Genomic DNA, 26,122 nt, shown 5'->3' with positions numbered 1-26,122 from the left:
GTTTTGCCACACATTTCAAGTGCGTGGCAAAACGGTCGATCTCACAGAGGCTCGATTTGATCCGTGAAAATCTCCTGGGCAGGGGCGATTTCAGATTCGACAGGCAGAAGTTGCCGGAGTATCCTGCTGAGCGATACAAATTGCTCAAACACCCGAGTTTCACAAGTTGAGGAGAGAGACAATGCGAGGATCGAAATTGTGGCTGTGTGCAGCAGTCGTCGGTCTGTGGGCGGGGCAGGCAAATGCCCAGGGCTACTATGTTCCGAGCGGCTACATCGGCTTCCCGGTGGTCGCCGGCCCGGTCTACTCACCGGTTCCGACCGGCGTGCAGTACGCACCTGCCTATCGATACGTGACGCCGGCCGCCTACAGCTACAACGTTCAGACGATCACTCCGGTCGTCGCGACTGAAGCTGTCACGACGACCACCACGACCGTGGCGAGCCCGGTGGTGGCTCCTGTCCCGGTCGTCACCCAGACCAGCTACTACGTCCCGACCGTGGTCACCCCGGTCGTGCCAGTGGTCGACCCCTATGCCCGCGTCCGGGTCTACCCCCGCCGGGGCGTTGTCCGGATCCGCTATTAGGATCACGACGGGGCCGCCCGCTGAGTGCGGCAGCCCCCATCGTTCAACCAGCAGATTTCGCTTGTTCTCCGACCCGCAAGTCCTTTCTGGATCTGCGGGTCGGCAGCTTTTGCGGACCCGCTTTGGTCCGTAACGAATTTCTCACGAGGCAACTGGACAGCCGCCCGCTGCTTCCGATATCTACCCGCCTCCGCCAGACACAACCTGTTGCGGAATCGACGAGACGGGCCAAAGGCACAAGAACGTGCCGTTCCACCCTGCATTTTCGAATCCAGATGAGGACCGTGTGACTGCATCTCACCAGAGGCAGCCCTGCGGTCGGCACTTGACCTCCCGAAATTTGGCGCTGGAAGTCCATCGCAACCCCACCTCGGAATTCCATCCCGCAACCAGTCGTTCATACAGGCGTTTTCAGTCAATCTGTAACGATCACAACAATTGTAACAATCGCATTCAACTGCTCTTCTCGCTGAACCGATATTAGGATCAAGGATGCCTGCGCTCGCTGCGACGAACTTCGTCGGGCAACCGGGTGCGTCGATCTTTTCGGTTCCGGCGACGACATGAGGTCACGGAGGAGTTTTATGACCATGAGGGTCAAAGAAGACATCCAGACGGTCTGGCAAGAGTTTAAAAAAGACCAGATGAATCAGGATCTGCGGAATCGTCTCATTGAGAACTATTTCCAGCTGGTCCGTTTCAATGCCGAACGTGTCTGGGCCAAACTTCCTGACGGAGTCGATCTGAACGATCTGATTTCCGCGGGAGTCTTCGGACTGATGGACGCCATCGAAGCCTTCGATATGGACCGTGGAGTCAAGTTCGAGACGTACTGCGTGCCACGTATCCGCGGGGCCATGCTGGACGAACTCCGCACCATGGACTGGGTTCCCCGTCTGGTTCGCAGCAAAGCCAGCAAGCTGGAAGCCGCCCGAAAAGAACTGGAAGCGGGTCTGGGACGTCCCCCCACCGATCCGGAACTTGCCCGCAAGATGGAAATGAGCCTCGATGACTTCGAGAAGCTCAAGACCGAAGCCAGTGCCGTCGGTCTGGTCAGTCTCAACAAGAAGTGGTACGAGACCGACAGCTACAAAGACGTGCGGGAAATCGACGTTGTCGAAGACATGAAGGGTGAAGACCCGACTCTGGGGATCCAGAAGCGGGATGTGATGAAGCTCGTCACCAAAGGGCTCAACCGGAACGAGCGGCTGATCATCATCCTGTACTACTACGAAGAACTCACGATGAAGGAAATCGGCCAGACGCTCGGACTTTCCGAAAGCCGCGTCAGCCAGATGCACTCCAGCATCGTCGCCCGCCTGAAAGATCAACTTCGCCGACGCCGACCCGAGTTTGCGTAACGGAACTGAAGATAAAACGAAAAAGCCGCACACCATGACGTGTGCGGCTTTTTTTGTTCCTTCAGGTCTCGGCTACGTTACTTCGAACGCAGGGCCGCCAGCACTTCATCAGTAATCGCTTTGACCAGCAGTTCGGGATCTGCACCCACAGAGTTGGATGCGGATTTCAAATAGCCCGGGAACTTCGGCGGAGGATCAAAAGCGACCGTCTGCGGCTGCGGAGCGTTGACCGACTTGTACCCTTCCTGGAAGGCGGTGTTTCCGCACAGGTCGCAGTCTTCCAGATGGAATCGCGGATCGTCGAACCCGAGGCGTTTCTTCAGGTCCAGCAGCTCGCGGGACTTCTGCTCGTTCAGGTAGGTGATGCCACCCAGCTGCTTCGAGAGAATCAGAATGCGGCAGTACGCATCCAGAATCTCTGTCTTCCAGTAGGCTTCTTCCAGCGTCTTCCCGAACGTGACGGTCCCGTGATTGGTCAGGATGATCGTGTTCGAGGACTTCAGGAATGGGACCACGGTGTCTGCAAAACCCTGTGCTCCCGGAGTTTCATAGGGAGCCAGAGGCACTTCGCCCATGAACACTTCGATCTCCGGCAGCACGCACTGAGGAATGGCTTCCCGGCTGACGGCAAAGGCTGTGGCGTGAGGCGGATGACAGTGGACGACCGCTTTCACGTCCGGACGATGCTTCATGATGGTCAGGTGCAGCAGGATTTCGCTGGTGCGTTTTTTGGTTCCAGCCAGCTGCTTGCCGTCGATGTCCACCATGCAGATGTCTTCATGCTTCATGAACCCCTTGCAGATCATGGTGGGGCTGCAGAGCACTTCGTTCTCGCCGACGCGATAGGAGATGTTGCCGTCATTGGCAGCAGCGAAACCTTTGTTGTAAACGCGGCGACCAATCTCGCAGATCCATTCCTTGATCTCCGGATTATTGAAGAGGGGGTGATACATGTCGTCTGTCCTTGCTTGTCCGGGCGAACTGCCCGGGGTCGTTAATGGTGAATTCAGGTTGATTTGATCTAACAGGTCGGTAAGTGCGGCACGTGCCGAAAATGTGTGTCCGAGGTGCAGAGGACCAGCCCATGCTGTTGCACGATGGCTGCGATCCAGATGTCGTTGGTCGGAATGGGTGTTCCTTGTCTTCGAAGCAGGTCAGTGAGGTAGCTGTAATGCTTCGCTGTCTCCTGGTCCGCTGGCAGTATGGAAGCTCGAGGCGATCGAAGGAAAAGCTGCAATGCTGACTCATTTGCTGCTGCCTGCTTCCCCATTCGAAACCCTGAAAGCAGCTCTCCCAGCACGATCACAGGGAAAAGGAGCTCGGAGGCAAATTGGACTGCCTGAACTCGCGCCGGAACTCCCCGGACGTAGTCAGTGTAGGCGTTTGAGTCCAGCGCCAGTCTCACTTCCAGATCTCCTCATCGATCTTTTCGAATTGCTTCATGGCCTCGTCAAACTCGGGATCATCGACCCAGCTCCCGATCAAAAAATCGAGATCGTGGTGAATGACTGGTCGCTCTGGCTGATGTGCTGCCTGTTCCAGCGCTTCCAACAAAATGGTATTTAGACTCTTCTTCTCGAGCTCGGCTTTCTCTCGAAGCGCCCTGTCAACGTGCTCTGGTACGGATCGAATTGTGTACTGCATGCGTTTCATGCCTGCATTGTATGCGCGTTGTGCCTGCGGTTCAAATTTTTCATTTACGGGATTCGAATTTCGTCCAGTAACGCTGCACAATAGGCATCCAACGGTTTGACTTCCGGGTAGAACGGGGCGGAGGCTTCTGCTCCGTCGCTGATGGCAATCAACGATCCCGGTCCGGAACCCAGTTCGTCGTACACAATCATCGGCTCGCCGCGGCCCGCAACATCTCCCTTGAGTCCACTTCGGCTCAGCGGCACGACAAGTTTCCAGACCGCTCCCTGCACCGCTGGATGACAGCGGGAAAGAGTCACTCGTCCGATCACTTCGCCGATTCGCATTTTTGATGTTTTGAAATAAGGAGTTCGTATCGCTGTTCAGCCGCAGTCCCACCTGGACGCGTTTACTTCTTGGGCTCGTTCTGAATCTGCTGGATCAAGTTCTTCAATTCGAAGTAGGAACGGCTTCCGGAATCAATGCACCAGACATTCGCCCGGAGTTCCTTTCGAACCGCTTTCACGTCGCTGACATCCCGGACCGCCACTGCCTTCACTTTTTCATGACGATTGGCCAGGCAGGCGGCCCGATGGGTCTGCTCGGCCAGAATCACGACAGCCTGGGCACCACCGCGGCTGATTTCACTGATCGCCAGCTTGGCTGCATCGTCCGGACAACCCAGCAGCTCTTTCTTCCATCTTCCCGCAAGCCCTTCCCACAGCTGTTCGACCGGCTTCGTGTTGCGAACGACGATCAGCAACGGCTGAATGCCAGTCTCAGCGGGAGTGACACCCGTTGCGTCGCCTACCGATTGTGATTTTGATCCGGACGCCACTCCCCGTTGCAGCTGGAGCTGACGAAGTTTGACGGTGTCCCAGGCAGCCGGGGTGATGATCGCTTTCGGGTGGACCGTGACAATGCTTCGTTCCGCAGCCTGTTCCAGAACGTCAGCAGTAATCACAGAACCTGTGAATGAAATCTGTCCGCCTGTTGGCTTGGCGGGTGTTGCTGACGGCTGAGGCCGGGGAGTGGCAGCGGGAGTGGCCGGGCTGAGCTGACTCAGCACGTTGGCGACAATCCGGTCGATCGCTTCTGAAGAAAGAGACATTTTAGGGACATTCGAAACTCGGAATTCGAATCTCGAAACTGCAGATCTTTCGTTGAGTGTGTTTCGTTGAGCTGCAATCCCGAGGGAATGCGTTTCTCTGTTCAACCATCCGGCTGACCCATCACGATCCAGCGGACGGGGGTGTTGTTCGATTTCATGGCTTCACTGACTTCTTTGCCATCGGAGGTAATGATGACTTCGCTGCCGATGCGGGCTCCCAGGCTGTCGATCACCAGCAACGGTTCACCGTCATCTCCCCCGTCAGCGGTCAAAGGCTGAACGACCAGCAACCGCCAGCCATTCATGGATGAATGCTTGACGGTGGAAGTCGCGTTCCCGATGACAAGGGCTAAGTTCATGGAGAGTTGAGTGTTGAGAGATCAGTGTTGAGTGTGAAGATACAGGTCTCATTTAGAGGTCTGAAGATTTTTTCGCAGGCCGCTCAGCATTCGGGAAACATCTTCCGCAAGGCGTGTCGCGTGATCGAATTCCTCTCTGCCGATGAAATTCAACTTCACAGAGATGCAAAGTTGCGAAACGGACTCCATTGTCGACCCGTATGCAATTTCTATAAACCTTGCAAAGTCCGCCTTTGACGACCGGCTGCTTCCTTCGGCGATATTTGAAGAAATTGAAACAGCCGCTCGACGCAATTGACTCACCAGTCCAAACTTCTCCTCCTGCGGAAAGCGAGAGGTGATCTGGTAAATGAGCTCTGCGTAGTCAATGCCTTTTCGCCAGACATCGAGCTCATAAAAACGAAACTTTCCAGACATTTGGCCCTCACTCAACACTCAACACTCAACACTCAACTCTCAACTCTCGTCACTCAACACTTCAAACGATTCGCAGCTCTCCCACCATCGAGCAGCGGCGTTTGCGTGTGAAGGTCAGCGGGGTGGTCACCCCTTCTCCGGTCGGAGTGGCGATGCTGAAGGACAGGTAGCCTTCTCCGCCCAGGCCCAGGGCAGCCATGCTCGCGCCGTTCTTGATGTACAACGTGGTGTTCATCAGTCGGCCCATCTGGGTCATCGTGTGGACGTCACGTGAGTGGATGATGGCGGTATGCCCGAATCCATGCTCGAACTCGTGAGCCAGCTGGATTGCGTGATTCGTATCTTTCGCCCGCACGAACGGCAGGAAGGGCATCATCTGCTCTTCCGGGACGAACGGATTCGAGGTGTCCGTTTCCCCGTACAGCAGCTGAGTTCCCGCTGGAACTTTGATGCCGATCTTGGCTGCCATCACGGAAGCATCCTGTCCCAGCAACTCGCGGTTGAGACCGGGGTGAGCGCCCGGTTCCTTGGCGGGAATGAACGCGATTTTGGTGAGGGCTTCGACCTGCTGAGCATTCAGCCGGTATCCGCCATGACGGCTCATGGCTTCCATGAGTGGTTCGAAAATCTTTTCGACAGCAAAGACTTCTTTCTCACCGATGCACAGCAGGTTGTTGTCGTAAGAGGCACCCTGAACAATGCACTTGGCAGCGTTTTCGAGATCCGCTGTATGGTCGACGACAACCGGAGGATTGCCGGGGCCAGCGACGATCGCTTTCTTGGATGCCTGCAGGGCGGCACGAGCCACAGCCGGTCCGCCGGTCACGAGCAGGACTTTGACACCGCGATGATTGAACACTTCGTTCGCGGTTTCGATGGTCGGCTTGCTGATGATCGTGACGAGGTTTTCAATGCCGATCGCTTCAGCGAAAGCTTTGTTGAACGCCTGGACGCCGGCACAGGCAATCTTCGCTCCGCTGGGATGCGGGTTGAACACCACCGAGTTTCCAGCGGACACGATGTTGATGATGTTCCCAGCCAGCGTCGGCAGAGAGTGAGTCACCGGTGTGATGGCTCCAATCACGCCAAACGGGGCGTACTCTTCGATCATCAGTCCGTTGTCGCCGCTGTAGCAGTCGGTCTTCAGGAACTCGGTTCCCGGAACAAGCTTGATGATCTTGAGCTTCTCGATTTTGTGATCGAGTCGGCCGACTTTCGTTTCTTCGATCTCGGCCCGTCCCCAGGCTTCCGCGTTCTTCTCGCACATCTCTTTGACGATCTGCACGACCTTGGCGCGGTCGGCCATCGTCTTTTTCTGCAGCTGTGCGTAGCCTTCGTTGGCGGCGGCGACAGCGTCATTCACATTGTCGAAAACGCCGTAATTCCCGCGGCTGCTGGAGTGGTAACCGCCCGAGGGGAGAGCTGTCCCGGCGGAGAGAACGGGGATTCCGCTGTCTTTCTTGGGACCCTGGCCGTAAATGCGGCCGGGGATTCCGTTGACTTTGGGCTTCTTGCCGAGTTCCGAAAGAACTTCTTCCACAACGGCGCGGATGGTGTTTTCGTTCGCTTGCATCTCTTGCTCCTTCATTCCCGTTCATGCGATGGACGGGGTTCGATCTCGTGAAACGCTCAATCCTCGACGATTAACGTTTACGAGTTTGACTTGTAAATTGAATTGGTCCCCATCTGCACGTTGTCGACAATGCCGATGATCGCGCAGTCGATGGGGAGTGTCTTGGTTTCATCGGTGAAGCGGGCGCTCGATCCCTGAACGATCAGCACCACTTCTCCTTCGCCGGCCCCGACGGTATCGACAGCGATAAACGTGCGGCCGGTCGACTTCAGTGAATCCTGTGCCTGCTCATCCACCCGCAGCGGTTCGACAATGAACAGCTTCTGCCCCACCATGCTGGGGACCTTCTGAGTGGCTGTCAGATTGCCGGTGATTTTTGCGAGGAACATGGGTGGAAGGGTTTATGGTTGAAGGTTTAAAGTTGAGTTAGGAAAGGGGGCTTATTCTTTGGAAAGACTTGCTCGTAAGCCAGAAAGGACCTTGGCGAGCCTCTGCATTTGACTGTAGAGACGTTCGAAGTCGGACTCTTGTAGAAACTCCTGGCGCCGAGCAATGGTTAGGTGCGAAATCGTTTCCATGAGTGAACCAAAAGCAATCTGGATGAATCGAACAAACTCACGGTTACTTCCTCTACCACTCCCTTCTGCGAGGTTGGCTGCAATTGAAACAGATGAACGTCGCATCTGATTTGTGATCCCGAACCGTTCCTCCAACGGAAAGGATCGAGTCGCGGCGTAAACGGAATCGGAGAGTTCGATCGCCAACTGCCATGCTTCCAGTCGTTCAAAACCAAACATCGCAGCGGCCCTTCTACCTTCAACCTTAAACCCCTCAACCTTCAACCACCCTCGCCGTCTGGCGGGCGACGACGAGTTCTTCGTTCGTCGGCACGATCCAGATCTGCACGCGGCTGTTGAGTGCTGAGAGGTTGACCTCTCCTTTCAATGTCTGATTCTTGATGACGTCCAGCTCGATGCCCGCGTAGGTCATGTTCTCGCAGACCAGTCGGCGGATCAGCGAGCTGTTTTCTCCAATCCCCCCCGTGAAAACCAGGGCGTCTGCACCGTTGAGCACCGCCAGGTATTGCCCGACGTACTTCTTGATGTCCGCTGCATAAACTCCAATCGCCAGCTGGGCCCGTTCGTTTCCGAGCTCAGCTGCTTTCTCGATGTCCCGCAGGTCCGGAGAAATTCCACTCAGACCCTGAAGTCCACCCTGGCTGGCAAGTTCGTTGAGCAGAGTCTCGAAATCTTTGCCTGTCCGGCTCTTCAGAAGTCGCAGGGCGAAGGGATCAAAATCTCCGACCCGATTGTTCTGCGGTAATCCGGATTGCGGAGTCATCCCCATCGATGTCGATCGGGACTGGCCTGCCTCGATCGCACAGATCGAGCTGCTTCCCCCCAGATGGCAGGAAATGATCTTCGCGTCTTCGCGTTCCAGCAGCTGAGCTGTCCGGGTCGCGATAAAGCGATGACTGGCGCCGTGAAACCCCCAACGTCGGATCTCGTGCTGTTCCGTCCATTCGTACGGGACCGCATAGGTCCGGTATTCCGGGAGAATCGTCTCGTGAAACGCTGTTTCAAGAGCTGCCACGAGCGGCATCTCGGGGAAGGACGCCCGCAGCTGCCGCATGGCTCTGACGTAGGGCGGATTGTGAGCAGGTGCCACATCCGCCAGGTCTTCCATGGTCTTCAGCAGCTCATCGTCCACCAGGCGGATCCCGCTCAGGCGACCTGCGAAAACGGCTTTAAACCCGATCGCTGAGACTTCATCCACGGAGATCAGGCAACCAAATTCCGGATGGGTCAGCTGCTCCAGGCACATTCGTACCGCAGCAGCGTGATCCGGAATTCGCAGCGTCGATTCCTGCTTGTGACTGCCAATCTCGGCCACGCAGACCGAATCCGCCGGCTGGCCGATACGGTCGATGGCTCCACGTGCCAGCTGTTCTTCCGACTCCATGTCGAACAGCCGGTATTTGAAGCTGGTAGACCCCAGATTGGCAACGAGCACCTTCATTAGCGGTCAGCTTTCAGCGGTCAGCTTTCAGCAAAACTGAAAGCTGCTCCTGAGGAAGTTTATGGATGAATCTGCGTTTCTTGATTAACCCGGCGAGCATTCTTCGAACTTCGACGACAACGTCGCCCAGTGCAGAGTGAGTATCCGCAGGCAGGTACTCAAGGTCTCTTGCGAGCAAAAGGTGATACTCGTTTTCACACGCAGACCCTGCCGACAGTGAAAGGAAACGAGCAAAATCGGCATCCGAATGTCGCCCGCATCCTTCCGCGATATTGGCAGCAATGCTGACACTGCTCCGTCGCAGCTGACTTGTCAGACCATAGACTTCATGGGAGGGGAAAAATGCGGTCTCGCGGTAGACAGACAAAGTCAATTCGTGCGATTTACGCCACACACTGAACTGACGGAAGTCTCTCATTCTAAAAACTCCGCGAATACAACCTTTCACCGATCTCGCACCTGGCATATCTGGCTGACAGCTGGCCGCTGAATGCTCTTCGGGCTCTTAGAAGTTTTCCATCAGTCCGTCGGCGGAGCGGGGGATGATGTGGGCGCAGATCAGTTCGCCGACCCGGCTGGCGGCGGCGGAACCGGCGTCGACCGAGGCGCGGACGGAACCGACATCGCCGCGGATCACTGTGGTGATAAAGGCGTTGCCGATGTTGACCTGTTTGACAAGAGTGACGTTGGCGGACTTGAGCATCGCGTCAGAGGCTTCGATCGCCGCGATCAGTCCTTTCGTTTCGACAAGACCAATGGCTTCATTCATGGGACGACTTCCTAAGGGAGCAATAATCGTGCGAGGGCTTGGGGGCGCGGGCGAAGACGGCTTCGGCGCAATCCACGGAACTTCTGAAATCACAGGTCCATCCTTGGAACAGCGACCGGACTTAGCCTTCCTTCTTCTTCGGGAGGATCGATCCCAGATCTTCGTGCGGGCGAGGAATCACCTGCACGCTCTGCACTTCACCGATCTTGCTGGCAGCAGCGGCACCTGCGTCCACAGCAGCCTTGACGGCAGCGACGTCACCGGTCAGGAAGACCGTGGCAATTCCGCTTCCGATCTTTTCCCAGCCGACCATCGTCACGTTTGCAGCCTTGAGAGCTGCATCAGCGGCCTCGATCAGGCAGACCAGACCCTTGGTTTCAATCATTCCCAGCGCTTCATTCACGCGAGCCATCTTGTCATTCTCCGAAGAGTTAAAAGGGGGATATCAGCGGTCGGCTTTCAGCAGTCAGCAGCCAATGCATCTCTGGTCGGCTTGCTGACAGCTGATCGCTGTGGGCCGACAACTATTTGTGGCAGCCACATTCGCTGCCGGTCACTTTCAGCAAGTCCACTTTCGTGGCCTTGGTCAGATTCACTGCATTGCCTTCATCGGTGTCCAGGTGGACTTCCAGTTTGATCTTGTCGTCTCCGCCACGCACAACGAGATTCTCGAGCACCGTCGTACAGGCGGGAGATTCCACTCGCAGTTGCATGGCTTCACCGGATTTCACGCCGTACCAGGCCATGTCTGCGGGGGACATGTGCACATGCCGCATCGCGCGGATGACACCTTCTTTGAGTTCGAGACTTCCCTTGGGGCCGACCAGCAGGCAACCGGGTGTCCCCGCGACATCACCACTGATGCGGACGGGCAGGTCCAGTCCCAGAGAGATTGAATCCGTAAACGCGAGTTCCACCTGGGAAGCACCGCGTGAAGGTCCCAGCACGCGCACTTCCGGCAGCATGCGGCGGCGCGGGCCGACGATGGCCACGGTTTCTTCCGCAGCGTAGTAGCCTTCCTGATAGAGCCACTTCGTCGGATTGAGCTTGTGCCCTTTGCCGAAGAGGATCTCGATGTGTTCATCCGTCAGGTGGCAGTGACGGGCCGAGATATTGACCACGAGCGGGTTAGGAGCCTGATTTTTTGCTGCCGGGGCAGACTTGTTCGCCGAAGCGGGCGCGTGCTTGGAGAGGACCGCGCGCACAACGCTTTCGATGTCGCTTCTGGACAGGCCGTTCACTTCGACTGCTGACATTCCATCCGCTCCGTGTCCCGCACAAAGTGCGATCACTCTTCAACAACAATCAGTTCAATTCCAAAATCCCGGATCCGTGACCGCCATTCGGCGGAAATTCCGGAATCCACCACCAGCCGATGAATGCTGTCCAGTCCGCAAAGCCGGGTCAGTTCGGAGTGACCGAGTTTGCTGCTGTCTGCCACGACAATGACTTCATCGGCAGAAGCCATCATCTGCTGTTCTGCTTCCACGAGGAGAGAGTTGGAATTAAACAACCCCGCCTCGGTGATCCCGCCAACCCCCATGATCAGTCGCCGCGCCTGAATCTGTTTCAGCGCCGCAACCGTCAATCCCCCCAAGGCCACCCCGGTCTTGGGATAGAGATACCCTCCCAGAAACACCAGCTCGATATCGGACACGCTGACGAGGTGATTGACGATCGGCAGTGAGTTCGTCACGACCTGCAGCGACTTTCCCGAGAGATGTTTCGCCACTTCCAGAGTGGTTGTTCCCCCATCCAAAATGATCGTCTCGCCGGACCCGATCAGTTCAGCGACGCAGCGGCCAATCCTCTGTTTTTCCCGAAGCGCCTGACTGCGCCGATCCTCAAAACCGGAAAGTGACTCTCCGACGTAGGCAGCTCCACCTCGCGTCCTCCGGACCTGCCCAATACTTTCAAGATGTTCCAAATCTCGTCGGACAGTGGATTCACTCACGGAAATGGCGTCCGCGATCTCCTTGAGGGACGCAAATCCTTTGTTTTCAATGATGTCGAGGACGCTCGTGCGGCGTTGGTCCAGCAACATCCGAAGTCTCCTGTCCCCGCAAGGCCCGTATATTCACAAGTGATCAGAGAATGATATCGCCCATTGGTGGCATTTTCAAGCAGTATGTTTCAGAATGTTTCATAAGTTGTCATGTCATGGCGCCAGTTTTCGGTCGTTTCTGCATGAAATTCACCGCAAGCGTTGGAAACGTCGGCGTCTCTTCGGCTAACATTCATGCAATCTGCTGTGAATGTCACGGGCCCGCGATAGAACCTAGTCCAACCGGAAAAGTCGGTCTGAATGGAATTTTCTGCGCTTTCCAGCAACTCACCTGACTTGGCGCACTCGCGGCCCAAACAGCCGCATCATGCTACCGGTCTGCCGCGTCATGCCGGCCCACCTCAGCCAGGCTCACGTCAAGGGGCGATCGATCTTCTGCGAAATCGGCTCAATGCAGCCATTCGCGGAAAGGAAGACACCATTGATATTCTGCTGATCAGCCTGCTGGCTGGCGGCTCTGTCCTGATGGAAGACGTTCCCGGGGTGGGGAAGACGACTCTGGCAAAAACACTCGCCAAGGCGCTGGATGCGGAGTTCCGCCGTGTGCAGTTCACGCCGGACCTGCTCCCCTCGGATATTCTTGGAGCATCGATCTACAATCCCGCAGACGGCTCTTTCAATTTCAAGAAGGGGCCGATTTTCTGCAGCATCCTGCTCGCGGATGAAATCAACCGCGCTTCTCCCCGAACACAGTCAGCACTGCTCGAAGCAATGAGTGAAGAGCAGGCGACGATTGAAGGGGTCCGCCATCGCCTGCCGCATCCATTCCTGGTGCTGGCGACGCAAAATCCCGTCGATTTTCATGGGACCTATCCACTTCCGGAAGCCCAGCTGGACCGCTTTCTCGTCCTGTTGAGAGTGGGGTATCCGGACCGGAACATGGAAGTTGAAATCCTTTATGACCGTGCTGTCGAGGTGGATGAGCACGAGATCGAACCGATTCTCTCGATGCAGTCTGTGATTCAACTGCAGACCGAAGTCCGCAATGTTCGAGTGGAACGTTCGATTGCGGAGTACATGGTCGACCTTGTCGCCAAAACCCGCATCCACCCGTTGCTGAAACTCGGGGTCAGTCCCCGTGGATCGTTAATGTTCTTCCGTGCGGTGCAGGCATGTGCTTATCTCGCGGGACGGGATTATGCCGTTCCCGATGATGTGCAGCGGATGTCCGGTTACGTTCTGGCGCATCGGTTGGTTCTGACTCCCAAGGCACGCTATGGAAGTGTGACCAAGGATCAGATTATTCAGGAAATCGTGAAACAGCTTCCGGTGCCCACATGAAACGGCAGCCCAGCTGGCTGGCAAGAAAAATCGCATTCTTTTTCCAGTTCAAGCTGACCCCTGTCGGGCGGATGGCAGTGTTTCTGATGTTTCTGAGTGCCATCGGAATCATCACCACCGAAATTCCGATCTATCAGATTTTCTGTGGAATCGTTGCGCTGTTCGGTGTCGCGGAAATCTGCGGAGCGATGGTTCGCCCCCGGCTGACGATCACGGGCTCGCTTCCGGAGAAAATGACTGCCGGCGATACCGCGCTTGGATTGCTGACAGTCGAGAATCGTGGTTTCCTGCCGGTCTTTGATATCTGTTGCGGCTGCTTCATCCTTCCTTCCGGGGTTCAGCACATCGCTCCGGATACTACGGTCCGCATGATCCGGCGAGGAAAATCTGCGACGCTGCCGGTTCAGCTGCGAGCCAATCAGCGGGGCGAATTTCTTCTCTCTGACGTCTATGTTCACAGCACATTCCCGCTGAACATTATGCGCACCGGGGCGACACCGGTTCCCCCGCACAAGCTCAGTGTTGTTCCAGCTTTTCATTCTCTCGAAGAACTCGATATTCCGATTTCTCACCGCTATCAACACGGGGGAATTCTGCTGGATTCACATTCCGGAAACGCAGCGGAGTATGTCGGGAACCGGGACTACATTCCCGGCGAGCCGACAAAGCGGCTGGACTTTCGAGCCTGGGCTCGCGTCGGGAAGCCGATCGTTCGTGAGTATCAGGACGAATTCTGCTCGCGCGTGGCCATCGTGCTCGATACGTATGTTTCCAAAACTCCGCTTTTCAAAAGGCAGATCGCGACTAACGAATTGGAAGCGGCAATCAGTCTGACGGCCGCGGTGGCGGATTCGCTGGACCGCATCGGAACGACCATTGAATTGTTCGCAGCTGGGCCCGACCTGTTTTTCTTTCAGTCGGGAGACGCTTCCCAGACGTTTCTGGAATCGATTCTGGAAATCCTGGCGGCAGTCGATCCCACAAACGTTAATCCGTTCGATAAGCTCACGCCGGCGATCGGAGAATCGCTGGAATCGATCTCTGTGATTGTCTGCGTTTTTCTGGACTGGGATGAATCCCGGGAAGAGCTGGTCAATCGCATCATTCAAAGCGGCTGTGCATTACGGGTCTTGCTGGTGCGTGACCGTCCCCCGACTCGCCCCTTCCCGCTTGATGAATACTATTCACACTTCCAGTCGAGACAGGTTCTCCAGGGGGAAGTGTGTACATTGTAATGGATGCGAGTTCGCGTTCGATCTGGCCGAACTTGAATCGGACGGCCGCGGTGGCCCTGTTGCTGATTCAGGGTGCGGCGATCACGTTGCTGATGAAGTCGGTGCTGATGCCCATTGCAGCGTTCGCATTGCTGGGATGGATCGCTCCCCGTCTGCGACTGCAGTTCCCCATCCCTGTGAGCATCGCGTTTGCGGTCGTCATCACGTACTTCGTGATTCAGCACCAGTTTCGCGAAGAAGAGTTTGTCGCGATGGGGTTCATCGGCAGCAACGTGGCCTATGAGGTGACGTTATGTTGCACGGCCTGCCAGCTGATCCTGTTGTTTATCAAAAAGTATGAACGCCAGCTCCCCATCTGGTATCTGGCGATCTCCGGAACGAGTCTGGTGTTCGCGGGCGACATCCGCGTCAGCTACCAAAACAGTGCCTGGATGCTTTGGCTGGTGCTGGTCTATTTTGCCTGCTGGTCATTGTTTGCCATCAGTTGCCGCACGAAGACCCCCTCGGCGGCCGGTCGTCGCGAGTGGTTGCGTCGCATTGCGCTCACGGGGGTCATCTTCTCCTCCCTGGCGTCGGGCTGGTTTCTGGCGAACCTGTATCTGAAATATGCCAACCGCCTGGAATTCTGGATGTCGGAATATCTTTACCAGGGACGGGTGGGGCACCCGGGGAACGGGTTTTCCGGCAAAGGGGGGCTGCACGATATCTCGCATCTGAAGCAGATGGGCGGGGATGAAGTGGCATTGAAGATTGATGCCTCTTTTTATCCAGGGTATCTGCGCGGCCGGGTCTTCACTCAGTTTTCGTATCGGAACTGGCAGGCGTCCGAGCCCTCAGAAATTCTCACTCCGCAGGCGGAGGTTCCTCCTATTCGCGCCTTGTATCCGGATGAGTCCGTGTACCTGCTTCAGAAGAGATGGCCGGACGATTACTCCACCATGACGGTCTGGCCGCTGGACGAGTTTTCCTCGGCGCATTTCTTTCTTCCGCTGGGAACGAGTGTCCTGGCGTGTGACTGCAAATCGGTGAAGCGGGATTCCAATGGAATCGTCGAGCGGGACGGCAAGTCGCTCTTGGATTCGTATCTCGCGCTCATCAGCGAAGAGCCTCGCGTTCCCCGTGACAAAGTGAACCCGATTTTTCTTTCGCTGCCGGATCGGCTGAGTCCAGTGGTCGTGAAAACGGCTCAGGAGGTCTTTGCGGGGGCGAAAACTCCTGCGGAAAAGATTCGAGCTGTCGAATCCTTCTTTCACCGGAATTACACGTATAGCTTGAACCTGCGAGTCCCTCGGGGAACGGACCGGCTGGCGTACTTCCTTTCCGTTCGCCCGGCAGCCCACTGCGAGTATTTCGCCACTGCGACAACAATCCTCCTGCGGCTGGCCAATGTTCCTGCCCGTTATGTGACGGGGTATGTTGTGTCAGGCCAGAATCCCGTGGACGGCAGTTACTTTGCTTTGCGAAAAGATGCGCACGCATGGGTGGAAGCGTACGACGAGTCGCTGCAGACGTGGGTGACTGTGGAGTCCACTCCGATGGAAGGGGTTCCCGCCCGGGAAGAGCTGACGCCTTTAAAGTCGTCGTACACCTTTGGTCAGGCGGCGATGATGCAGTTTTCGGAATTTCTGCGATCCGGGATCATTCTGACGCTGGGGCAGAAGTATGGCCGTATGGTGTTGTTTTTTGTGCCGCTCGCCGGCTTGATGTATCTGGTGATCAAGTTCTCGGTGAATCGACTGTTGAACCGGAAGCGTCATGAAAATCGGATCGATCTGGCGATGATTCCCCTCACGCGCGAGCGGGCGCGGATGGATCGATTCCTCGCCCGGCGCGGTCTGCACCGGCCGGTGGAAGAAAGTCTGCTTCAGTTCGCGAGTCGAGTGGAGAGCGAGACCCGGATCAATACGTCGCAGTCGCTGGCGGAGTGGTACCGTCATTACGTCTCCCTGCGGTTTCAGGCCCGGCCATTGGAAACTCAGGCCATCGAGGCTGTCCGCGATTCCCGTCGCCAGCTGGCGCGGCAGACCAAAGTCTCCCGTGAACGCAAGTGAAATGCTCGAACATCCACTGGAAGAGATCGTCGGCTCAGCCATCGTCCTGGACATGTCGGCTCCTTACGTCATTCTGGGGACCCTGGCGTCAGAGGGCCCGCAGTATTTTGTATTGGAAGATGCTGATGTCCACGATCTGCGGGATACCAGCACGACACGTGATCTGTATGTGCTGGACTGCCGCCGACATGGTATCGGGGTCAATCGAAAGCAGGTTTACGTGCTGAAAAGTCAGGTCGTCAGTATTTCCCGGCTGGAAGATGTCGTTCCCTGAAAATCGCCCGATGTGGCTTGGCGAGGGGATTTTTTCACGGGCACTGTGCAGCTGCGGAGTGGCTCAGTTGAGAAAAAATTTCCGCCATTCGTGACAGCCCGGGGGCGGGAACACTATAAATAGAGATCTCAAACACGCAGAATTTCGCAGTATCAAAGGCAGGTATGTCCGCACCCGCAAAACTCGCTCTCGCTGATGGAACCGTCTTTACCGGCACCCGATTCGGTGCTGATGGCGAGGTTTACGGCGAAGTGGTCTTCAACACCAGCCTGACTGGTTATCAGGAGATTCTGACCGATCCATCGTACAACGGCCAGATCGTGACGATGACGTATCCGTTGATCGGGAATTCAGGAATCAACCCGGAAGATGTGGAGAGCGGAGGACTTTCACTCCGTGGATTCGTCGTCCGGGAGCTGTGTCACGAACCGAGCAACTACCGCTCGAAGATGTCGCTGGACGCATATCTGCGAGAGCACAACGTCATTGGTCTGGAAGGGATCGATACGCGGGCACTGGTCCGCCGGATTCGTTCCCAGGGGGCGATGACCGGCGTGCTGTCCACCATCGATCTGGATGACCAGTCGCTGGTGGCCAAGGCCCGCAGCAGCCCGGCACTCGTCGGACAGGATCTGGTCCGTGAAGTGATGCCGAAGTCGACGGCGGACTGGAACACCGGTCTGTACCAGGAATTCCTCAATGAAACGACGCCGGAGTTCCGCCGCAAAGGGGGAGAAACTTCCGGCCCCCACGTGGTCGCGATCGACTACGGGATGAAGTGGAACATTCCCCGTCACCTGCGGGAACTGGGATGCCGGGTGACGGTCGTTCCCGGATCGACCACTGCAAGTGAAATTCTGGCGCACAGTCCCGATGGTGTGTTCCTTTCCAACGGACCCGGCGATCCGGAACCGCTGGATTACGCGATCAACACAATTCGCGATCTGCTCGGAAAACAGCCGATCTTCGGGATCTGTCTGGGGCATCAGCTGCTGGCGCTGGCACTGGGGGGCGAAACGTACAAACTGAAGTTCGGCCATCGGGGCGCGAATCAGCCGGTGTTGAACGTCTTGACTGGACAGGTGGAAATCACCTCTCAGAATCACGGCTTTGCGGTCGATGCCGATTCATTGCCGCAGGGGACTCAGGTCACGCACGTCAATCTGAACGACCAGACCGTCGAGGGGATTCAGCATCTGGGTCTGCAGGCCAGCAGCGTGCAGTATCACCCGGAAGCCTCCGCCGGCCCGCATGACAGTCATTACCTGTTCGGCCAGTTCCTCGACATGATGAGCGCCTCGTCGTCCCGATAGGTCGACTCCGGTTCACTCACGATCTCCATCACTGACTCTCTTTATTTCTTCAAGGTTCATTCATGCCGCAGGAAAAGACGCTCATTCTGTTCAAGCCCGACGCTGTTCAACGCCGCCTGTGTGGTCGCATCCTCACCCGGATTGAAGAACGCGGGTTGAAGTTGCTCGGGCTGAAGATGCTGCACGTGACCAAGGAACTGGCAGCACAGCACTATGCCGAGCACGTCAGCAAGCCGTTCTACCCGATGCTCGAAGAGTTCATTACCTCCGGACCGGTCGTCGCCCTTGTGGTTGAAGGTCCGGAAGCGGTCGCCGTGGTCCGTGGAATGATGGGAAAAACCAACGGACGCGATTCCGCTCCGGGAACCATCCGCGGAGACTTCGGCCTGTCCCGTCAGGTGAATCTGATTCACGGCAGCGACAGTCCTGAAGCGGCTGCCCGGGAAATCAGCATCTACTTCAAGCCTGAAGAAGTGCTGGAATACTCGACGACGCTGGCCGACTGGGTCTGCGCCAGCGACGAGAAATAACCAGCAGCTCTGTTGAGCTCTCTCGGTAACAAATCTCCGAACCGCGTCGCATCTCCGGGATGTGACGCGGTTCGGCGTTTTGATTCATGGGCTGTTGCGACGGCGGGCGAGCGTTTCCTTCGCTCATGGTTGTCTGCCAGGGAAACTCGCTGGCTGGTCTGGCGTGCGGACCTTACGATGCCCGCATGTTTGAATTTCATCTCGATCACGCTGATACCTCATCATCCGCCCGTGTCGGACGATTCGTCACCCCGCATGGGGTTGTGGATACCCCCGCGTACATGCCCGTCGGGACACGCGGGACCGTCAAGGCTGTCTGGCCCCATGAGCTGAAGGCGATGGGGGCTCAGATGATTCTGGCCAACACGTACCACCTCGCGCTCCGGCCCGGGGAAAAAGTGGTCAAGGAGCTCGGCGGGCTGCACCGGTTCATGAACTGGGATGGCCCCATTCTCACCGACAGCGGGGGCTTTCAGGTCTTCAGTCTGGCAGAATTGCGGCAGCTTTCTGAAGACCGGGTCGTTTTTAAGTCGCACGTCGACGGGAGTCTGCTGGATCTCTCCCCCGAACGGGCCATGCAGATTCAGGAGGACCTGGGGGCGGATGTCATCATGTGTCTGGACGAGTGTCCTCCGCACGATGCCCCGCTGGAGCGACTCCAGGCTGCGGTTGACCGGACCACCCGCTGGGCGCAGCGTTGTCGGGACGCCCATAAACGGCCGGATCAGGCCCTGTTTCCGATCGTCCAGGGGGGGACGAATCCCCAGCTGCGGGAGCGTTCCATTCAGGGGTTGCTCCCGCTGGACCTTCCCGGATACGCCATCGGCGGACTGAGTGTCGGGGAAACTCCGGAGTCGATGTACGAGACTCTGGACACCACCGCGCCCCAGCTTCCCGTGCAGAAACCACGCTATTTGATGGGGGTTGGAAGGCCGATCGACATCATTGAGGCGGTGCTGCGAGGGGTTGACATGTTCGATTGTGTGATGCCCAGCCGGAACGCCCGCAATGCCACCGCCTTCACCAGCCGGGGGCAGGTGAAGATGCGAAATCTGAAGCATTTAACGGATGACCGGCCGCTGGATGCGGATTGTAACTGCCCGACCTGTCAGCAGTTCAGTCGCGGGTACCTGCGGCATCTGTTTCAGGTGAAGGAAATTCTGGGCCCGATGCTGCTCTCGGTGCACAATCTCTGGTACTACGAACAGGTGATGCGGGACCTGCGGGAGGCAATTAAGTCAAACTCGGGGCAAGAGTTTCGACGCGACCATCTTGCTCGGATGTCATCCGATCCCTAAACTACCCGCTTCCTCAAGGTCGCCAGTTTCTGCTGGCGGCCGTGATGTTGATTTGCAAAGCCGGGATCGCGCTGTCATTTTTGTCCGGTTATGGACGCACATTTCAGCGAGGTTTTCGGGAATTTCAAAGGGATGGAATCGTCATCCCGGTCATGGTCTGAAACATGTTGCAGTTGAACTTACTGGCCAATCTCCTGGCGCAGGCGCCTGCTGCCCCCGCCCCGGAGCCGACTCCGTTCGGCGGACCGTTCATGGTCTACCTGATGGGCGGTCTGGTGATCTTCATGGTCGTCCAGATGATCTTCGGACGCTCGGACTCCAAAGAGAAAGCCAAACGTGAAGCTTTTATCGGATCGTTGAAGAAGAATGATCCCGTGGTCACCATCGGCGGCATTCTCGGCAGCGTCGTGAGTGTTTCAGAAGACAAGACTGAGGTGACCATTCGAGTCGACGACAACACCCGTCTGAAGATGCAGGCGACCGCGATTCGCGAGTCACTGGCATCGAAGACGAAAGAGACCAAAGATGCCAAGCCGGAATAGTGCTTCGCGGGTTGAAGCGACTGCCGGATTTTCAATCGATCAATAACAGATACGTCAATCTACTGATCCAAGATCGCTCGGCAAGATGTCGAGGCCCCGGAACAGGGACGGAGTACACAGGATGAATTCGCTGAGTATGAACCTGCTGCTCGCTGCTGGTGAATCGACAATCAAGGCTGGTGAGGCTGTCGCGACGAAAGCTGCGGAGGGGCCCGCCAGTGCCACCGCCGGGTGGCTCGTCATGCTGATCGTCCTGGCGATCGTCGTCGTGCCGTTCGTGCTGGGAAGCCTGATTGCCCGCGCTCTGAAGATGCGGGACTACGCGACCAAGATCGGCATCGTGCTGTTCACCCTGACCCTGGCGCTGGGACCGTTCGTCACCCGCTGGGCGACCGGACAGAGCCCGTTGTCCGCCATCAGCCTGGGGATCGATCTGGCCGGGGGGACGAACATGGTCTTCGCGGTCAACAAGGAAGAAGCTGAGAAGGCCGGGAAGGTCGTCAATGCCGACATCATGAATAAGATGGTCGCTGCGGTCAGCCGCCGCGTCAATCCGACCGGAACCGAGGAAGTCACCGTTCGCAAAGTCGGAGCAGACCGGCTGGAAGTGATCGTCCCCGGTGCCGACGAAGACAAGAAAAATCAGACCAAGCGCATGATTCTGGACTTGGGGAAACTCGAGTTCGCACTGCTGGCCAATCGCAACGAAGCTGACCACGCGACGCTGATTGACCTCGCCAGCAAGCAGGGTCCGGAAGTCGATGAAGTCTACCGCAATAAGGACCTCGTCGGGAAATGGCGGCCCTCGGCTGTCGATTCCAAGACGGGCGAAACCAAGGTCAACGCCTACGGCGGTGAAGTGACCCGGACCGTCAAGCGGAACGGAAAAGATGTCACCCAGTTTCTGGTGGCTGTCGATCCCGATCCGCAGCGACGCATCACCGGTGAACTGCTGAAAGGGGTCCGCGAACAGGTTTCCGAAAAGGGACTCGCGGTCGGCTTTACGTTCAATGATCGCGGCGGTTATCTCATGCAGCAGATGACCTCCAAGTATCAGCCACGTGAAGGGGCTGGTTACAAGAATCAGCTGGCAGTGCTGCTGAATGAACAGATTCATTCCGCGCCGTCGATTAACGCGGTGATCGGTTCCTCGGGGATCATCGAAGGCTCGTTCACTCAGGAAGAAATTGACGAACTCATCAGCGTGCTGAACGCGGGTGCTCTGCAGGTTCCCCTGTATCCGACTCCCGTCAGTGAATTCACCGTGAGCCCGACACTGGGAACCGACGTTCAGCGGAAAGGAATTTTCGCGCTGGCAATCGCAACAGTGGCGGTGTTCGTCGTGACGCTGGGTTATTACCTGGCCCTGGGATTCGTTGCGGATATCTGTCTGGCACTCAACGTGATTCTCGTGCTGGGAGCGATGGCTCTCATCGACGCCACCTTTACCCTGCCCGGACTTGCGGGTCTGGTGCTGTCCATCGGGATGGCGGTCGACTCGAACGTTCTGATCTTCGAACGTATGCGTGAAGAACGGCAGCGGGGCTCCAGCGTCCGTCTGGCCATCAAGAACGGTTTCGAAAAAGCATTCTCCACCATTTTCGACTCGAACGTGACGACTCTGATCACCGCTGTCGTGCTCTACTACATCGGAACCGATCAGGTGAAGGGGTTCGCCGTGACCCTGTTCATCGGGATTGTGATCAGTATGTTCACGGCGGTGTACGTCGGCCGGATCATCTTTGATATTGCAGAACGCAAGGGCTGGCTCACCGATCTGAAGATGTTCAGCGTGATTCCGACCGGTCGAGTCGATTTCATGGGCAAGAAGAAGCTGGCAGTAGGAATCTCACTGGCGGTGATGATTGCTGGATTGCTTCTGGTGGGAGCGCGTGGGCGAGACAATCTCGACATCGACTTCCGCGGCGGTTCGATGGTGACCTTCAAGTTCGAAGGGGACACACCGACTTCGGAAGAGGTCCGTGACGCCCTGGGCAAGAAGTTTGAGAAATCGCTCGCACTTGAGCGCCTGCTGATCAACGAAGCGGGATCGCAGCAGATTCTCTTCCGGATGCGAACCATCGAATCCAATGCAGATGTTGTCAGCAAGAACATCGTCGAAGCGTTCAGCGGGACTCCTTACAAACTGGTGCAGCAGCATCTGGACGTGAGCGAAGTAAAGGAAATACCTAAGACGGCAGCAGCTGCCGCCGATGGTGAAGTCCCTGCAACTCCCGCAGTGGACGATGATTTCGCCGGCGGACACGAGTTCAACGTGAAGATTACTCAGGAAATGCTTCCACTTTCGATCACGGAAGAAGTGGTGCAGTACCTGCGAGCTGAGAAGAAGCTGGAGAATATCGACGACGCCGTGGTCGCCGCCGGGATGGATCAGAACGATCAGGTGAAAGTTCACGAAGTCAATGTGAAGCTCGGCAGTCAGATTCCTGCTGAAGCTGCTCAGGACGCGGCGAATTACCTGAAAGCCAAGTTCGACGGTGCTCCTTACTTCGATGAGATGAACACCTTCGATACGTCGGTGGCCCAGGACACTCAGATGTCTGCAATCTTCGCAATCATCCTGAGTCTGCTGGCGATTATCGCCTACCTGTGGGTTCGCTTTCAGCGAGTCTCCTACGGTCTGGCAGCGTGCATTGCACTGCTGCATGACGTGCTGATCACGCTGGGACTGGTCGCCTTCGGAGCGTTGCTCAGCGGCAATCCGATCGGACAGATGTTCGGACTGGAAGATTTCAAGATCAACCTGACCGTTGTGGCTGCGTTCCTGACCATCATCGGGTACTCGCTGAACGATACGATTGTGGTGTTCGACCGTATTCGCGAAGTGCGAGGCCGTAACCCGCAGCTGACCGAGAAGATGATCAACCAGAGTCTGAACGAAACTTTGTCCCGAACGTTGCTGACCTCGATGACGACTCTGGTGGTCGTGATCATCATGTACTGCATCGGAGGGGACGGAATTCACGCGTTCGCTTACTGTCTGACGCTGGGGATTCTGGTGGGAACCTTCAGTTCCATTTACATTGCCGCTCCGGTCCTGCTGTGGCTGGCAAACTGGAATGCGAAGCGTGCCCTTCCGGCATCGTAAGCACCGGGATATGAGACCTTCGCCCCGACAACCTGTCGGGGCGTTTTTTTGACAGGGTGGTCGTATTCGCATGATCGGCGCCGACCTGGACCGGATCGCACTGAGTATCCAGCAGCCGTGGGCGGAATTGATCCTGCGGGGGATCAAGACGATCGAAATCCGTCGCTCGCCAGCACGGCCACGCGGGACCATCTATCTGTACGCATCGCAACGTTTTTCAAGGTTGCCGGGCGTGGAATCTTTGCTCGCCGAGGAGGGAATTTCCTCCGGAGCGTTGCCGCTGGGCGCGTTAGTCGGTACGGTCGAGATTCTGGGGTGTCGCCCCGCGTGTGAGTCCGATGCGGCCGCAGCCCGGATTCCACCTGCATTCCTGTCGGATGCGTATGCCTGGATTCTGGGGAATCCGCAGCGACTCCCCCAACCTGTGCAGCCGCGGTACGTCCCGTTCGGAACGTGGTTTTATCCATTCCAGAGATTGCGGACCAATACGCGGCAACGGAGAAAAGATGGCGGAGTTTGATTTATTGGTCTCGGCAGCTTTCGGCATGGAGGCGATTGTCGTTCGCGAGCTGCGCGATCTGGGGTACGCAAACGCCATCGTGGAGGACGGCCGTGTCCGTTTTCGGGGCGATCATGCTGCCATCTGTCGGGCGAATCTGTGGCTGCGCTGTGCTGAACGCGTGCAGGTCGTCGTCGCCGATTTCAAAGCCAAAGACTTCGATCAGCTGTTCGACACGGTCAAGGAACTCCCCTGGGAAGAATGGCTCCCCGCGGATGCCAAATTTCCGGTGACCGCCCGCTGCGTGCGATCAGAAATCCGCAGCGTTCCGAACACCCAGAAAATGGTGAAACGGGCCATCGTGGAACGGCTGCGCAAGATCTATTTGCGACATTGGTTTTCAGAGACGGGGAGTGAATACAACATTGAAGCAGCGATCCTCGGTGACCGGGTCGTGATGACGATCGATACCACCGGGGACGGTCTGCACAAGCGAGGCTACCGGAATCTTGTCGGACAGGCTCCGTTGCGAGAGACCGTCGCTGCGGCATTGGTAAAGCTCAGCTACTGGAACCCGGACCGGTTGCTGGTCGATCCATTCTGCGGTTCCGGAACAATTCCGATCGAAGCCGCTATGATCGGACGGAATCTGGCTCCCGGTCGCAACCGGTCTTTCATCGCGGAAAACTGGGAACAGATTCCACACTCGACATGGTCGGCCGCACGGCAGGAAGTCAAAGACCTCGAACGCCGCCAGCCGCTCAACATCCCCATCATCGCCACGGATCGCGATAAGTATGCGATCAAGATGGCCACGCAGCATGCGCGGCAAGCGGGAGTCGAGACCGATATTCACTTCGACGTGAAGGACTTCATTGCCTTCCCGACCAATCGGGATGCTGGAATCCTCATCTGCAATCCCCCCTATGGAGAACGGCTGGGCGAAGAGAAAGAAGTCCGTCAGCTGTACTCCGACATGGGGGAATTGCTGCGACCGCTGGACGACTGGTCTTTGTACATCCTGACCGGTGCCGAAGGTTTTGAACGACACTTCGGGAAGCAGGCGGACCGTCGACGCAAGCTGTACAACGCACGGATCGCCTGCACGTACTACCAATATCTGGGACCCAAGCCCGTCGGCGTGGAAGTGATTGAAGAACTTCCCGCACCGGCTGCCAGAGAAGAATTCAGCCCGCGAGCAGAGAGAGAACGTCCTGCTCCGCGCGAGTTCTCTCCTTACCGCGAAGATCGTCCGCGTCCCGCAGAGAGGCCGGCAGCGGATAATCCATGGTCGCGGGCACGCGCGCCGAAAGCCGAGCAGCAGCCTGCTAAGCCCTTCGTCTCTGAACCTTCGCTCCCACCTCCGCCGGTCGAGCAGGTGGAAGTTCCGCAAGAAGTTCCTACTGGGAATGATCTCCCGGTGGAGACCCCTCCTGCCGTGGAATCACATCCGGTTCAGGCTGCACCTGCTGCCCCGGTTGAGAATCCGTGGATCAGACCGAAGAGGGAAGAGCCGACTCTGGTCGACCCGGAACCAGCGCCCGTTCCCGAGATCGTTAAGGTCGATGTCGTCAGCACTCCTCTACAGCCAGTCCCTGCCGAAGTTCCCTCGACTCCTGAAAAGTTGCCGGTCGAGACGCCTCCTGTCGTGGAATCACGTCCGGTTCAGGCTGCCCCTGCTGTCCCGGTTGAGAATCCGTGGATCAGACCGAAGAAGGAAGAGCCGACTCCGGTCGACCCGCAACCAGCGCCCGTCCCCGACGCTGAAGCGGTCGCTACTGCGCCGGCAGTGCCTGTCGAAGAGTCCACACCTTCCGAAAGTGACGTAGAAGTGAAAGAACCCGATGCGAGGGGTGATGACACAAGATCTTCGAAGCCGGATCATCCGTGGAAGAAGAATCCCTGGAAACGCTGACTTCGCATGACCTGTTCACGCAGTTCATGGCCGAGGCGGCCGGGTCGCGGAGTCTGATTTTCCGGGACATGCACATCATCCCGTTGCGATTGGAGCGATTGTCCGGTTTCCTCGGGAATTCATTTCGCGGGGCTGTGATGACAGGTGGCTGCGGCATACTCGAATGCGTATGATAATTTCTGC

Annotated in this window: 29 protein-coding genes; 13 read left to right on the top strand and 16 right to left on the bottom strand. The window is 57.0% G+C overall.

Going from position 1 to position 26,122, the window contains the following annotated elements; translation table 11 throughout:
• Positions 1-181: 181 nt before the first annotated feature.
• Together SH661x_RS20955 and SH661x_RS20950 are read left to right on the top strand one after the other, a co-directional pair.
• On the top strand, positions 182-586 hold the full coding sequence (locus SH661x_RS20955; protein ID WP_437225701.1) for a hypothetical protein: 405 nt from the start codon (positions 182-184) through the stop codon (positions 584-586).
• 584 nt (positions 587-1,170) lie between these two features.
• Entirely contained in the window at positions 1,171-1,947 is a 777-nt protein-coding gene (locus SH661x_RS20950) for a FliA/WhiG family RNA polymerase sigma factor (RefSeq protein WP_437225699.1), read from the top strand.
• Positions 1,948-2,024: 77 nt separating this feature from the next.
• Here SH661x_RS20950 and SH661x_RS20945 read toward each other — a convergent pair whose 3' ends face one another.
• The 16 genes from SH661x_RS20945 to SH661x_RS20870 all read right to left on the bottom strand — a co-directional run bounded on the left by SH661x_RS20945 (position 2,025) and on the right by SH661x_RS20870 (position 11,871).
• Complete coding sequence (locus SH661x_RS20945) at positions 2,025-2,900, bottom strand: class II aldolase/adducin family protein (RefSeq protein WP_437225697.1); 876 nt, start codon at positions 2,898-2,900, stop codon at positions 2,025-2,027.
• Between the two features lie 68 nt (positions 2,901-2,968).
• Complete coding sequence (locus SH661x_RS20940) at positions 2,969-3,352, bottom strand: type II toxin-antitoxin system VapC family toxin (RefSeq protein WP_437225695.1); 384 nt, start codon at positions 3,350-3,352, stop codon at positions 2,969-2,971.
• Entirely contained in the window at positions 3,349-3,591 is a 243-nt protein-coding gene (locus SH661x_RS20935; RefSeq protein WP_437225693.1) for a hypothetical protein, read from the bottom strand. The genes SH661x_RS20940 and SH661x_RS20935 overlap by 4 nt, the downstream gene beginning before the upstream one ends.
• Before the next feature lie 53 nt (positions 3,592-3,644).
• Complete coding sequence (locus SH661x_RS20930; RefSeq protein ID WP_437225691.1) at positions 3,645-3,926, bottom strand: EutN/CcmL family microcompartment protein; 282 nt, start codon at positions 3,924-3,926, stop codon at positions 3,645-3,647.
• A 62-nt stretch (positions 3,927-3,988) separates the two neighbouring features.
• Complete coding sequence (locus SH661x_RS20925) at positions 3,989-4,690, bottom strand: hypothetical protein (RefSeq protein WP_437225689.1); 702 nt, start codon at positions 4,688-4,690, stop codon at positions 3,989-3,991.
• A gap of 101 nt (positions 4,691-4,791) precedes the next feature.
• Positions 4,792-5,049: a EutN/CcmL family microcompartment protein gene (locus SH661x_RS20920; protein WP_437225687.1), complete on the bottom strand. Its 258-nt coding sequence runs from the start codon at positions 5,047-5,049 to the stop codon at positions 4,792-4,794.
• A gap of 48 nt (positions 5,050-5,097) precedes the next feature.
• A complete protein-coding gene (locus SH661x_RS20915) occupies positions 5,098-5,466 on the bottom strand; it encodes a four helix bundle protein (protein ID WP_437225685.1) in 369 nt (122 codons plus the stop codon).
• Between the two features lie 61 nt (positions 5,467-5,527).
• Complete coding sequence (locus SH661x_RS20910; protein ID WP_437225683.1) at positions 5,528-7,039, bottom strand: aldehyde dehydrogenase family protein; 1,512 nt, start codon at positions 7,037-7,039, stop codon at positions 5,528-5,530.
• A 77-nt stretch (positions 7,040-7,116) separates the two neighbouring features.
• A complete protein-coding gene (locus SH661x_RS20905; protein WP_437225681.1) occupies positions 7,117-7,428 on the bottom strand; it encodes a EutN/CcmL family microcompartment protein in 312 nt (103 codons plus the stop codon).
• A 51-nt stretch (positions 7,429-7,479) separates the two neighbouring features.
• Positions 7,480-7,836, bottom strand: coding sequence for a four helix bundle protein (locus SH661x_RS20900; protein WP_437225679.1), 357 nt, complete (start codon positions 7,834-7,836; stop codon positions 7,480-7,482).
• A gap of 34 nt (positions 7,837-7,870) precedes the next feature.
• The gene (locus SH661x_RS20895; protein WP_437225677.1) at positions 7,871-9,058 is read right to left on the bottom strand and encodes an acetate/propionate family kinase; all 1,188 of its coding nucleotides are present in this window, start codon (positions 9,056-9,058) and stop codon (positions 7,871-7,873) included.
• A 13-nt stretch (positions 9,059-9,071) separates the two neighbouring features.
• A complete protein-coding gene (locus SH661x_RS20890; protein WP_437225674.1) occupies positions 9,072-9,476 on the bottom strand; it encodes a four helix bundle protein in 405 nt (134 codons plus the stop codon).
• Between the two features lie 87 nt (positions 9,477-9,563).
• Positions 9,564-9,827 carry a BMC domain-containing protein gene (locus SH661x_RS20885; protein ID WP_437225672.1) on the bottom strand — a complete coding sequence of 88 codons (264 nt, stop codon included), beginning with the start codon at positions 9,825-9,827 and terminating at the stop codon, positions 9,564-9,566.
• 121 nt (positions 9,828-9,948) lie between these two features.
• The gene (locus tag SH661x_RS20880; protein WP_437225670.1) at positions 9,949-10,239 is read right to left on the bottom strand and encodes a BMC domain-containing protein; all 291 of its coding nucleotides are present in this window, start codon (positions 10,237-10,239) and stop codon (positions 9,949-9,951) included.
• 112 nt (positions 10,240-10,351) lie between these two features.
• Positions 10,352-11,083, bottom strand: a complete 732-nt coding sequence (pduL, locus tag SH661x_RS20875; RefSeq protein WP_437225668.1) for a phosphate propanoyltransferase — start codon at positions 11,081-11,083, stop codon at positions 10,352-10,354.
• A gap of 32 nt (positions 11,084-11,115) precedes the next feature.
• Positions 11,116-11,871: a DeoR/GlpR family DNA-binding transcription regulator gene (locus SH661x_RS20870; protein ID WP_437225666.1), complete on the bottom strand. Its 756-nt coding sequence runs from the start codon at positions 11,869-11,871 to the stop codon at positions 11,116-11,118.
• A gap of 261 nt (positions 11,872-12,132) precedes the next feature.
• On the opposite strand from SH661x_RS20870, the gene SH661x_RS20865 reads away from it, so the two are divergent.
• From SH661x_RS20865 to SH661x_RS20815, 11 genes are all read left to right on the top strand, one after another.
• On the top strand, positions 12,133-13,173 hold the full coding sequence (locus SH661x_RS20865; RefSeq protein ID WP_437225664.1) for an AAA family ATPase: 1,041 nt from the start codon (positions 12,133-12,135) through the stop codon (positions 13,171-13,173).
• The gene (locus SH661x_RS20860; protein ID WP_437225662.1) at positions 13,170-14,408 is read left to right on the top strand and encodes a DUF58 domain-containing protein; all 1,239 of its coding nucleotides are present in this window, start codon (positions 13,170-13,172) and stop codon (positions 14,406-14,408) included. Before SH661x_RS20865 ends, SH661x_RS20860 begins: the two co-directional genes overlap by 4 nt.
• Positions 14,408-16,459 (top strand): transglutaminase-like domain-containing protein, encoded by a 2,052-nt coding sequence (locus SH661x_RS20855; RefSeq protein ID WP_437225660.1) that lies wholly within the window; start codon positions 14,408-14,410, stop codon positions 16,457-16,459. The genes SH661x_RS20860 and SH661x_RS20855 overlap by 1 nt, the downstream gene beginning before the upstream one ends.
• Before the next feature lies 1 nt (position 16,460).
• Complete coding sequence (locus SH661x_RS20850) at positions 16,461-16,733, top strand: hypothetical protein (protein ID WP_437225658.1); 273 nt, start codon at positions 16,461-16,463, stop codon at positions 16,731-16,733.
• A gap of 164 nt (positions 16,734-16,897) precedes the next feature.
• Positions 16,898-18,046 (top strand): glutamine-hydrolyzing carbamoyl-phosphate synthase small subunit, encoded by a 1,149-nt coding sequence (gene carA / locus SH661x_RS20845; protein WP_437225655.1) that lies wholly within the window; start codon positions 16,898-16,900, stop codon positions 18,044-18,046.
• 62 nt (positions 18,047-18,108) lie between these two features.
• A complete protein-coding gene (ndk, locus tag SH661x_RS20840) occupies positions 18,109-18,576 on the top strand; it encodes a nucleoside-diphosphate kinase (RefSeq protein WP_437225652.1) in 468 nt (155 codons plus the stop codon).
• A gap of 185 nt (positions 18,577-18,761) precedes the next feature.
• A complete protein-coding gene (gene tgt / locus SH661x_RS20835) occupies positions 18,762-19,874 on the top strand; it encodes a tRNA guanosine(34) transglycosylase Tgt (protein ID WP_437231228.1) in 1,113 nt (370 codons plus the stop codon).
• Positions 19,875-20,038: 164 nt separating this feature from the next.
• A complete protein-coding gene (gene yajC, locus SH661x_RS20830) occupies positions 20,039-20,416 on the top strand; it encodes a preprotein translocase subunit YajC (RefSeq protein ID WP_437225650.1) in 378 nt (125 codons plus the stop codon).
• A 121-nt stretch (positions 20,417-20,537) separates the two neighbouring features.
• Positions 20,538-23,525 (top strand): protein translocase subunit SecD, encoded by a 2,988-nt coding sequence (gene secD / locus SH661x_RS20825; RefSeq protein WP_437225648.1) that lies wholly within the window; start codon positions 20,538-20,540, stop codon positions 23,523-23,525.
• Between the two features lie 70 nt (positions 23,526-23,595).
• Positions 23,596-24,045 (top strand): ASCH domain-containing protein, encoded by a 450-nt coding sequence (locus SH661x_RS20820; protein WP_437225646.1) that lies wholly within the window; start codon positions 23,596-23,598, stop codon positions 24,043-24,045.
• Positions 24,032-25,939 carry a THUMP domain-containing protein gene (locus tag SH661x_RS20815; RefSeq protein WP_437225644.1) on the top strand — a complete coding sequence of 636 codons (1,908 nt, stop codon included), beginning with the start codon at positions 24,032-24,034 and terminating at the stop codon, positions 25,937-25,939. Before SH661x_RS20820 ends, SH661x_RS20815 begins: the two co-directional genes overlap by 14 nt.
• The last annotated feature ends 183 nt before the right edge of the window (positions 25,940-26,122 follow it).

Source organism: Planctomicrobium stercoris (assembly GCF_051465655.1).
Taxonomy (GTDB): domain Bacteria; phylum Planctomycetota; class Planctomycetia; order Planctomycetales; family Planctomycetaceae; genus Planctomicrobium.
This window is presented reverse-complemented; position numbering and strand designations above follow the sequence as displayed.

What these genes read in the sequence shown, in the direction of transcription:
- SH661x_RS20955 (WP_437225701.1), top strand. Translation starts at nt 182, where the DNA reads ATGCGAGGATCGAAATTGTGGCTGTGTGCAGCAGTCGTCGGTCTGTGG.
- SH661x_RS20950 (WP_437225699.1), top strand. Translation starts at nt 1,171, where the DNA reads ATGACCATGAGGGTCAAAGAAGACATCCAGACGGTCTGGCAAGAGTTT.
- SH661x_RS20945 (WP_437225697.1), bottom strand. Translation starts at nt 2,900, where the DNA reads ATGTATCACCCCCTCTTCAATAATCCGGAGATCAAGGAATGGATCTGC.
- SH661x_RS20935 (WP_437225693.1), bottom strand. Translation starts at nt 3,591, where the DNA reads ATGCAGTACACAATTCGATCCGTACCAGAGCACGTTGACAGGGCGCTT.
- SH661x_RS20930 (WP_437225691.1), bottom strand. Translation starts at nt 3,926, where the DNA reads ATGCGAATCGGCGAAGTGATCGGACGAGTGACTCTTTCCCGCTGTCAT.
- SH661x_RS20925 (WP_437225689.1), bottom strand. Translation starts at nt 4,690, where the DNA reads ATGTCTCTTTCTTCAGAAGCGATCGACCGGATTGTCGCCAACGTGCTG.
- SH661x_RS20920 (WP_437225687.1), bottom strand. Translation starts at nt 5,049, where the DNA reads ATGAACTTAGCCCTTGTCATCGGGAACGCGACTTCCACCGTCAAGCAT.
- SH661x_RS20915 (WP_437225685.1), bottom strand. Translation starts at nt 5,466, where the DNA reads ATGTCTGGAAAGTTTCGTTTTTATGAGCTCGATGTCTGGCGAAAAGGC.
- SH661x_RS20910 (WP_437225683.1), bottom strand. Translation starts at nt 7,039, where the DNA reads ATGCAAGCGAACGAAAACACCATCCGCGCCGTTGTGGAAGAAGTTCTT.
- SH661x_RS20905 (WP_437225681.1), bottom strand. Translation starts at nt 7,428, where the DNA reads ATGTTCCTCGCAAAAATCACCGGCAATCTGACAGCCACTCAGAAGGTC.
- SH661x_RS20900 (WP_437225679.1), bottom strand. Translation starts at nt 7,836, where the DNA reads ATGTTTGGTTTTGAACGACTGGAAGCATGGCAGTTGGCGATCGAACTC.
- SH661x_RS20895 (WP_437225677.1), bottom strand. Translation starts at nt 9,058, where the DNA reads ATGAAGGTGCTCGTTGCCAATCTGGGGTCTACCAGCTTCAAATACCGG.
- SH661x_RS20890 (WP_437225674.1), bottom strand. Translation starts at nt 9,476, where the DNA reads ATGAGAGACTTCCGTCAGTTCAGTGTGTGGCGTAAATCGCACGAATTG.
- SH661x_RS20885 (WP_437225672.1), bottom strand. Translation starts at nt 9,827, where the DNA reads ATGAATGAAGCCATTGGTCTTGTCGAAACGAAAGGACTGATCGCGGCG.
- SH661x_RS20880 (WP_437225670.1), bottom strand. Translation starts at nt 10,239, where the DNA reads ATGGCTCGCGTGAATGAAGCGCTGGGAATGATTGAAACCAAGGGTCTG.
- pduL (WP_437225668.1), bottom strand. Translation starts at nt 11,083, where the DNA reads ATGTCAGCAGTCGAAGTGAACGGCCTGTCCAGAAGCGACATCGAAAGC.
- SH661x_RS20870 (WP_437225666.1), bottom strand. Translation starts at nt 11,871, where the DNA reads ATGTTGCTGGACCAACGCCGCACGAGCGTCCTCGACATCATTGAAAAC.
- SH661x_RS20865 (WP_437225664.1), top strand. Translation starts at nt 12,133, where the DNA reads ATGGAATTTTCTGCGCTTTCCAGCAACTCACCTGACTTGGCGCACTCG.
- SH661x_RS20860 (WP_437225662.1), top strand. Translation starts at nt 13,170, where the DNA reads ATGAAACGGCAGCCCAGCTGGCTGGCAAGAAAAATCGCATTCTTTTTC.
- SH661x_RS20855 (WP_437225660.1), top strand. Translation starts at nt 14,408, where the DNA reads ATGGATGCGAGTTCGCGTTCGATCTGGCCGAACTTGAATCGGACGGCC.
- SH661x_RS20850 (WP_437225658.1), top strand. Translation starts at nt 16,461, where the DNA reads ATGCTCGAACATCCACTGGAAGAGATCGTCGGCTCAGCCATCGTCCTG.
- carA (WP_437225655.1), top strand. Translation starts at nt 16,898, where the DNA reads ATGTCCGCACCCGCAAAACTCGCTCTCGCTGATGGAACCGTCTTTACC.
- ndk (WP_437225652.1), top strand. Translation starts at nt 18,109, where the DNA reads ATGCCGCAGGAAAAGACGCTCATTCTGTTCAAGCCCGACGCTGTTCAA.
- tgt (WP_437231228.1), top strand. Translation starts at nt 18,762, where the DNA reads ATGTTTGAATTTCATCTCGATCACGCTGATACCTCATCATCCGCCCGT.
- yajC (WP_437225650.1), top strand. Translation starts at nt 20,039, where the DNA reads ATGTTGCAGTTGAACTTACTGGCCAATCTCCTGGCGCAGGCGCCTGCT.
- secD (WP_437225648.1), top strand. Translation starts at nt 20,538, where the DNA reads ATGAATTCGCTGAGTATGAACCTGCTGCTCGCTGCTGGTGAATCGACA.
- SH661x_RS20820 (WP_437225646.1), top strand. Translation starts at nt 23,596, where the DNA reads ATGATCGGCGCCGACCTGGACCGGATCGCACTGAGTATCCAGCAGCCG.
- SH661x_RS20815 (WP_437225644.1), top strand. Translation starts at nt 24,032, where the DNA reads ATGGCGGAGTTTGATTTATTGGTCTCGGCAGCTTTCGGCATGGAGGCG.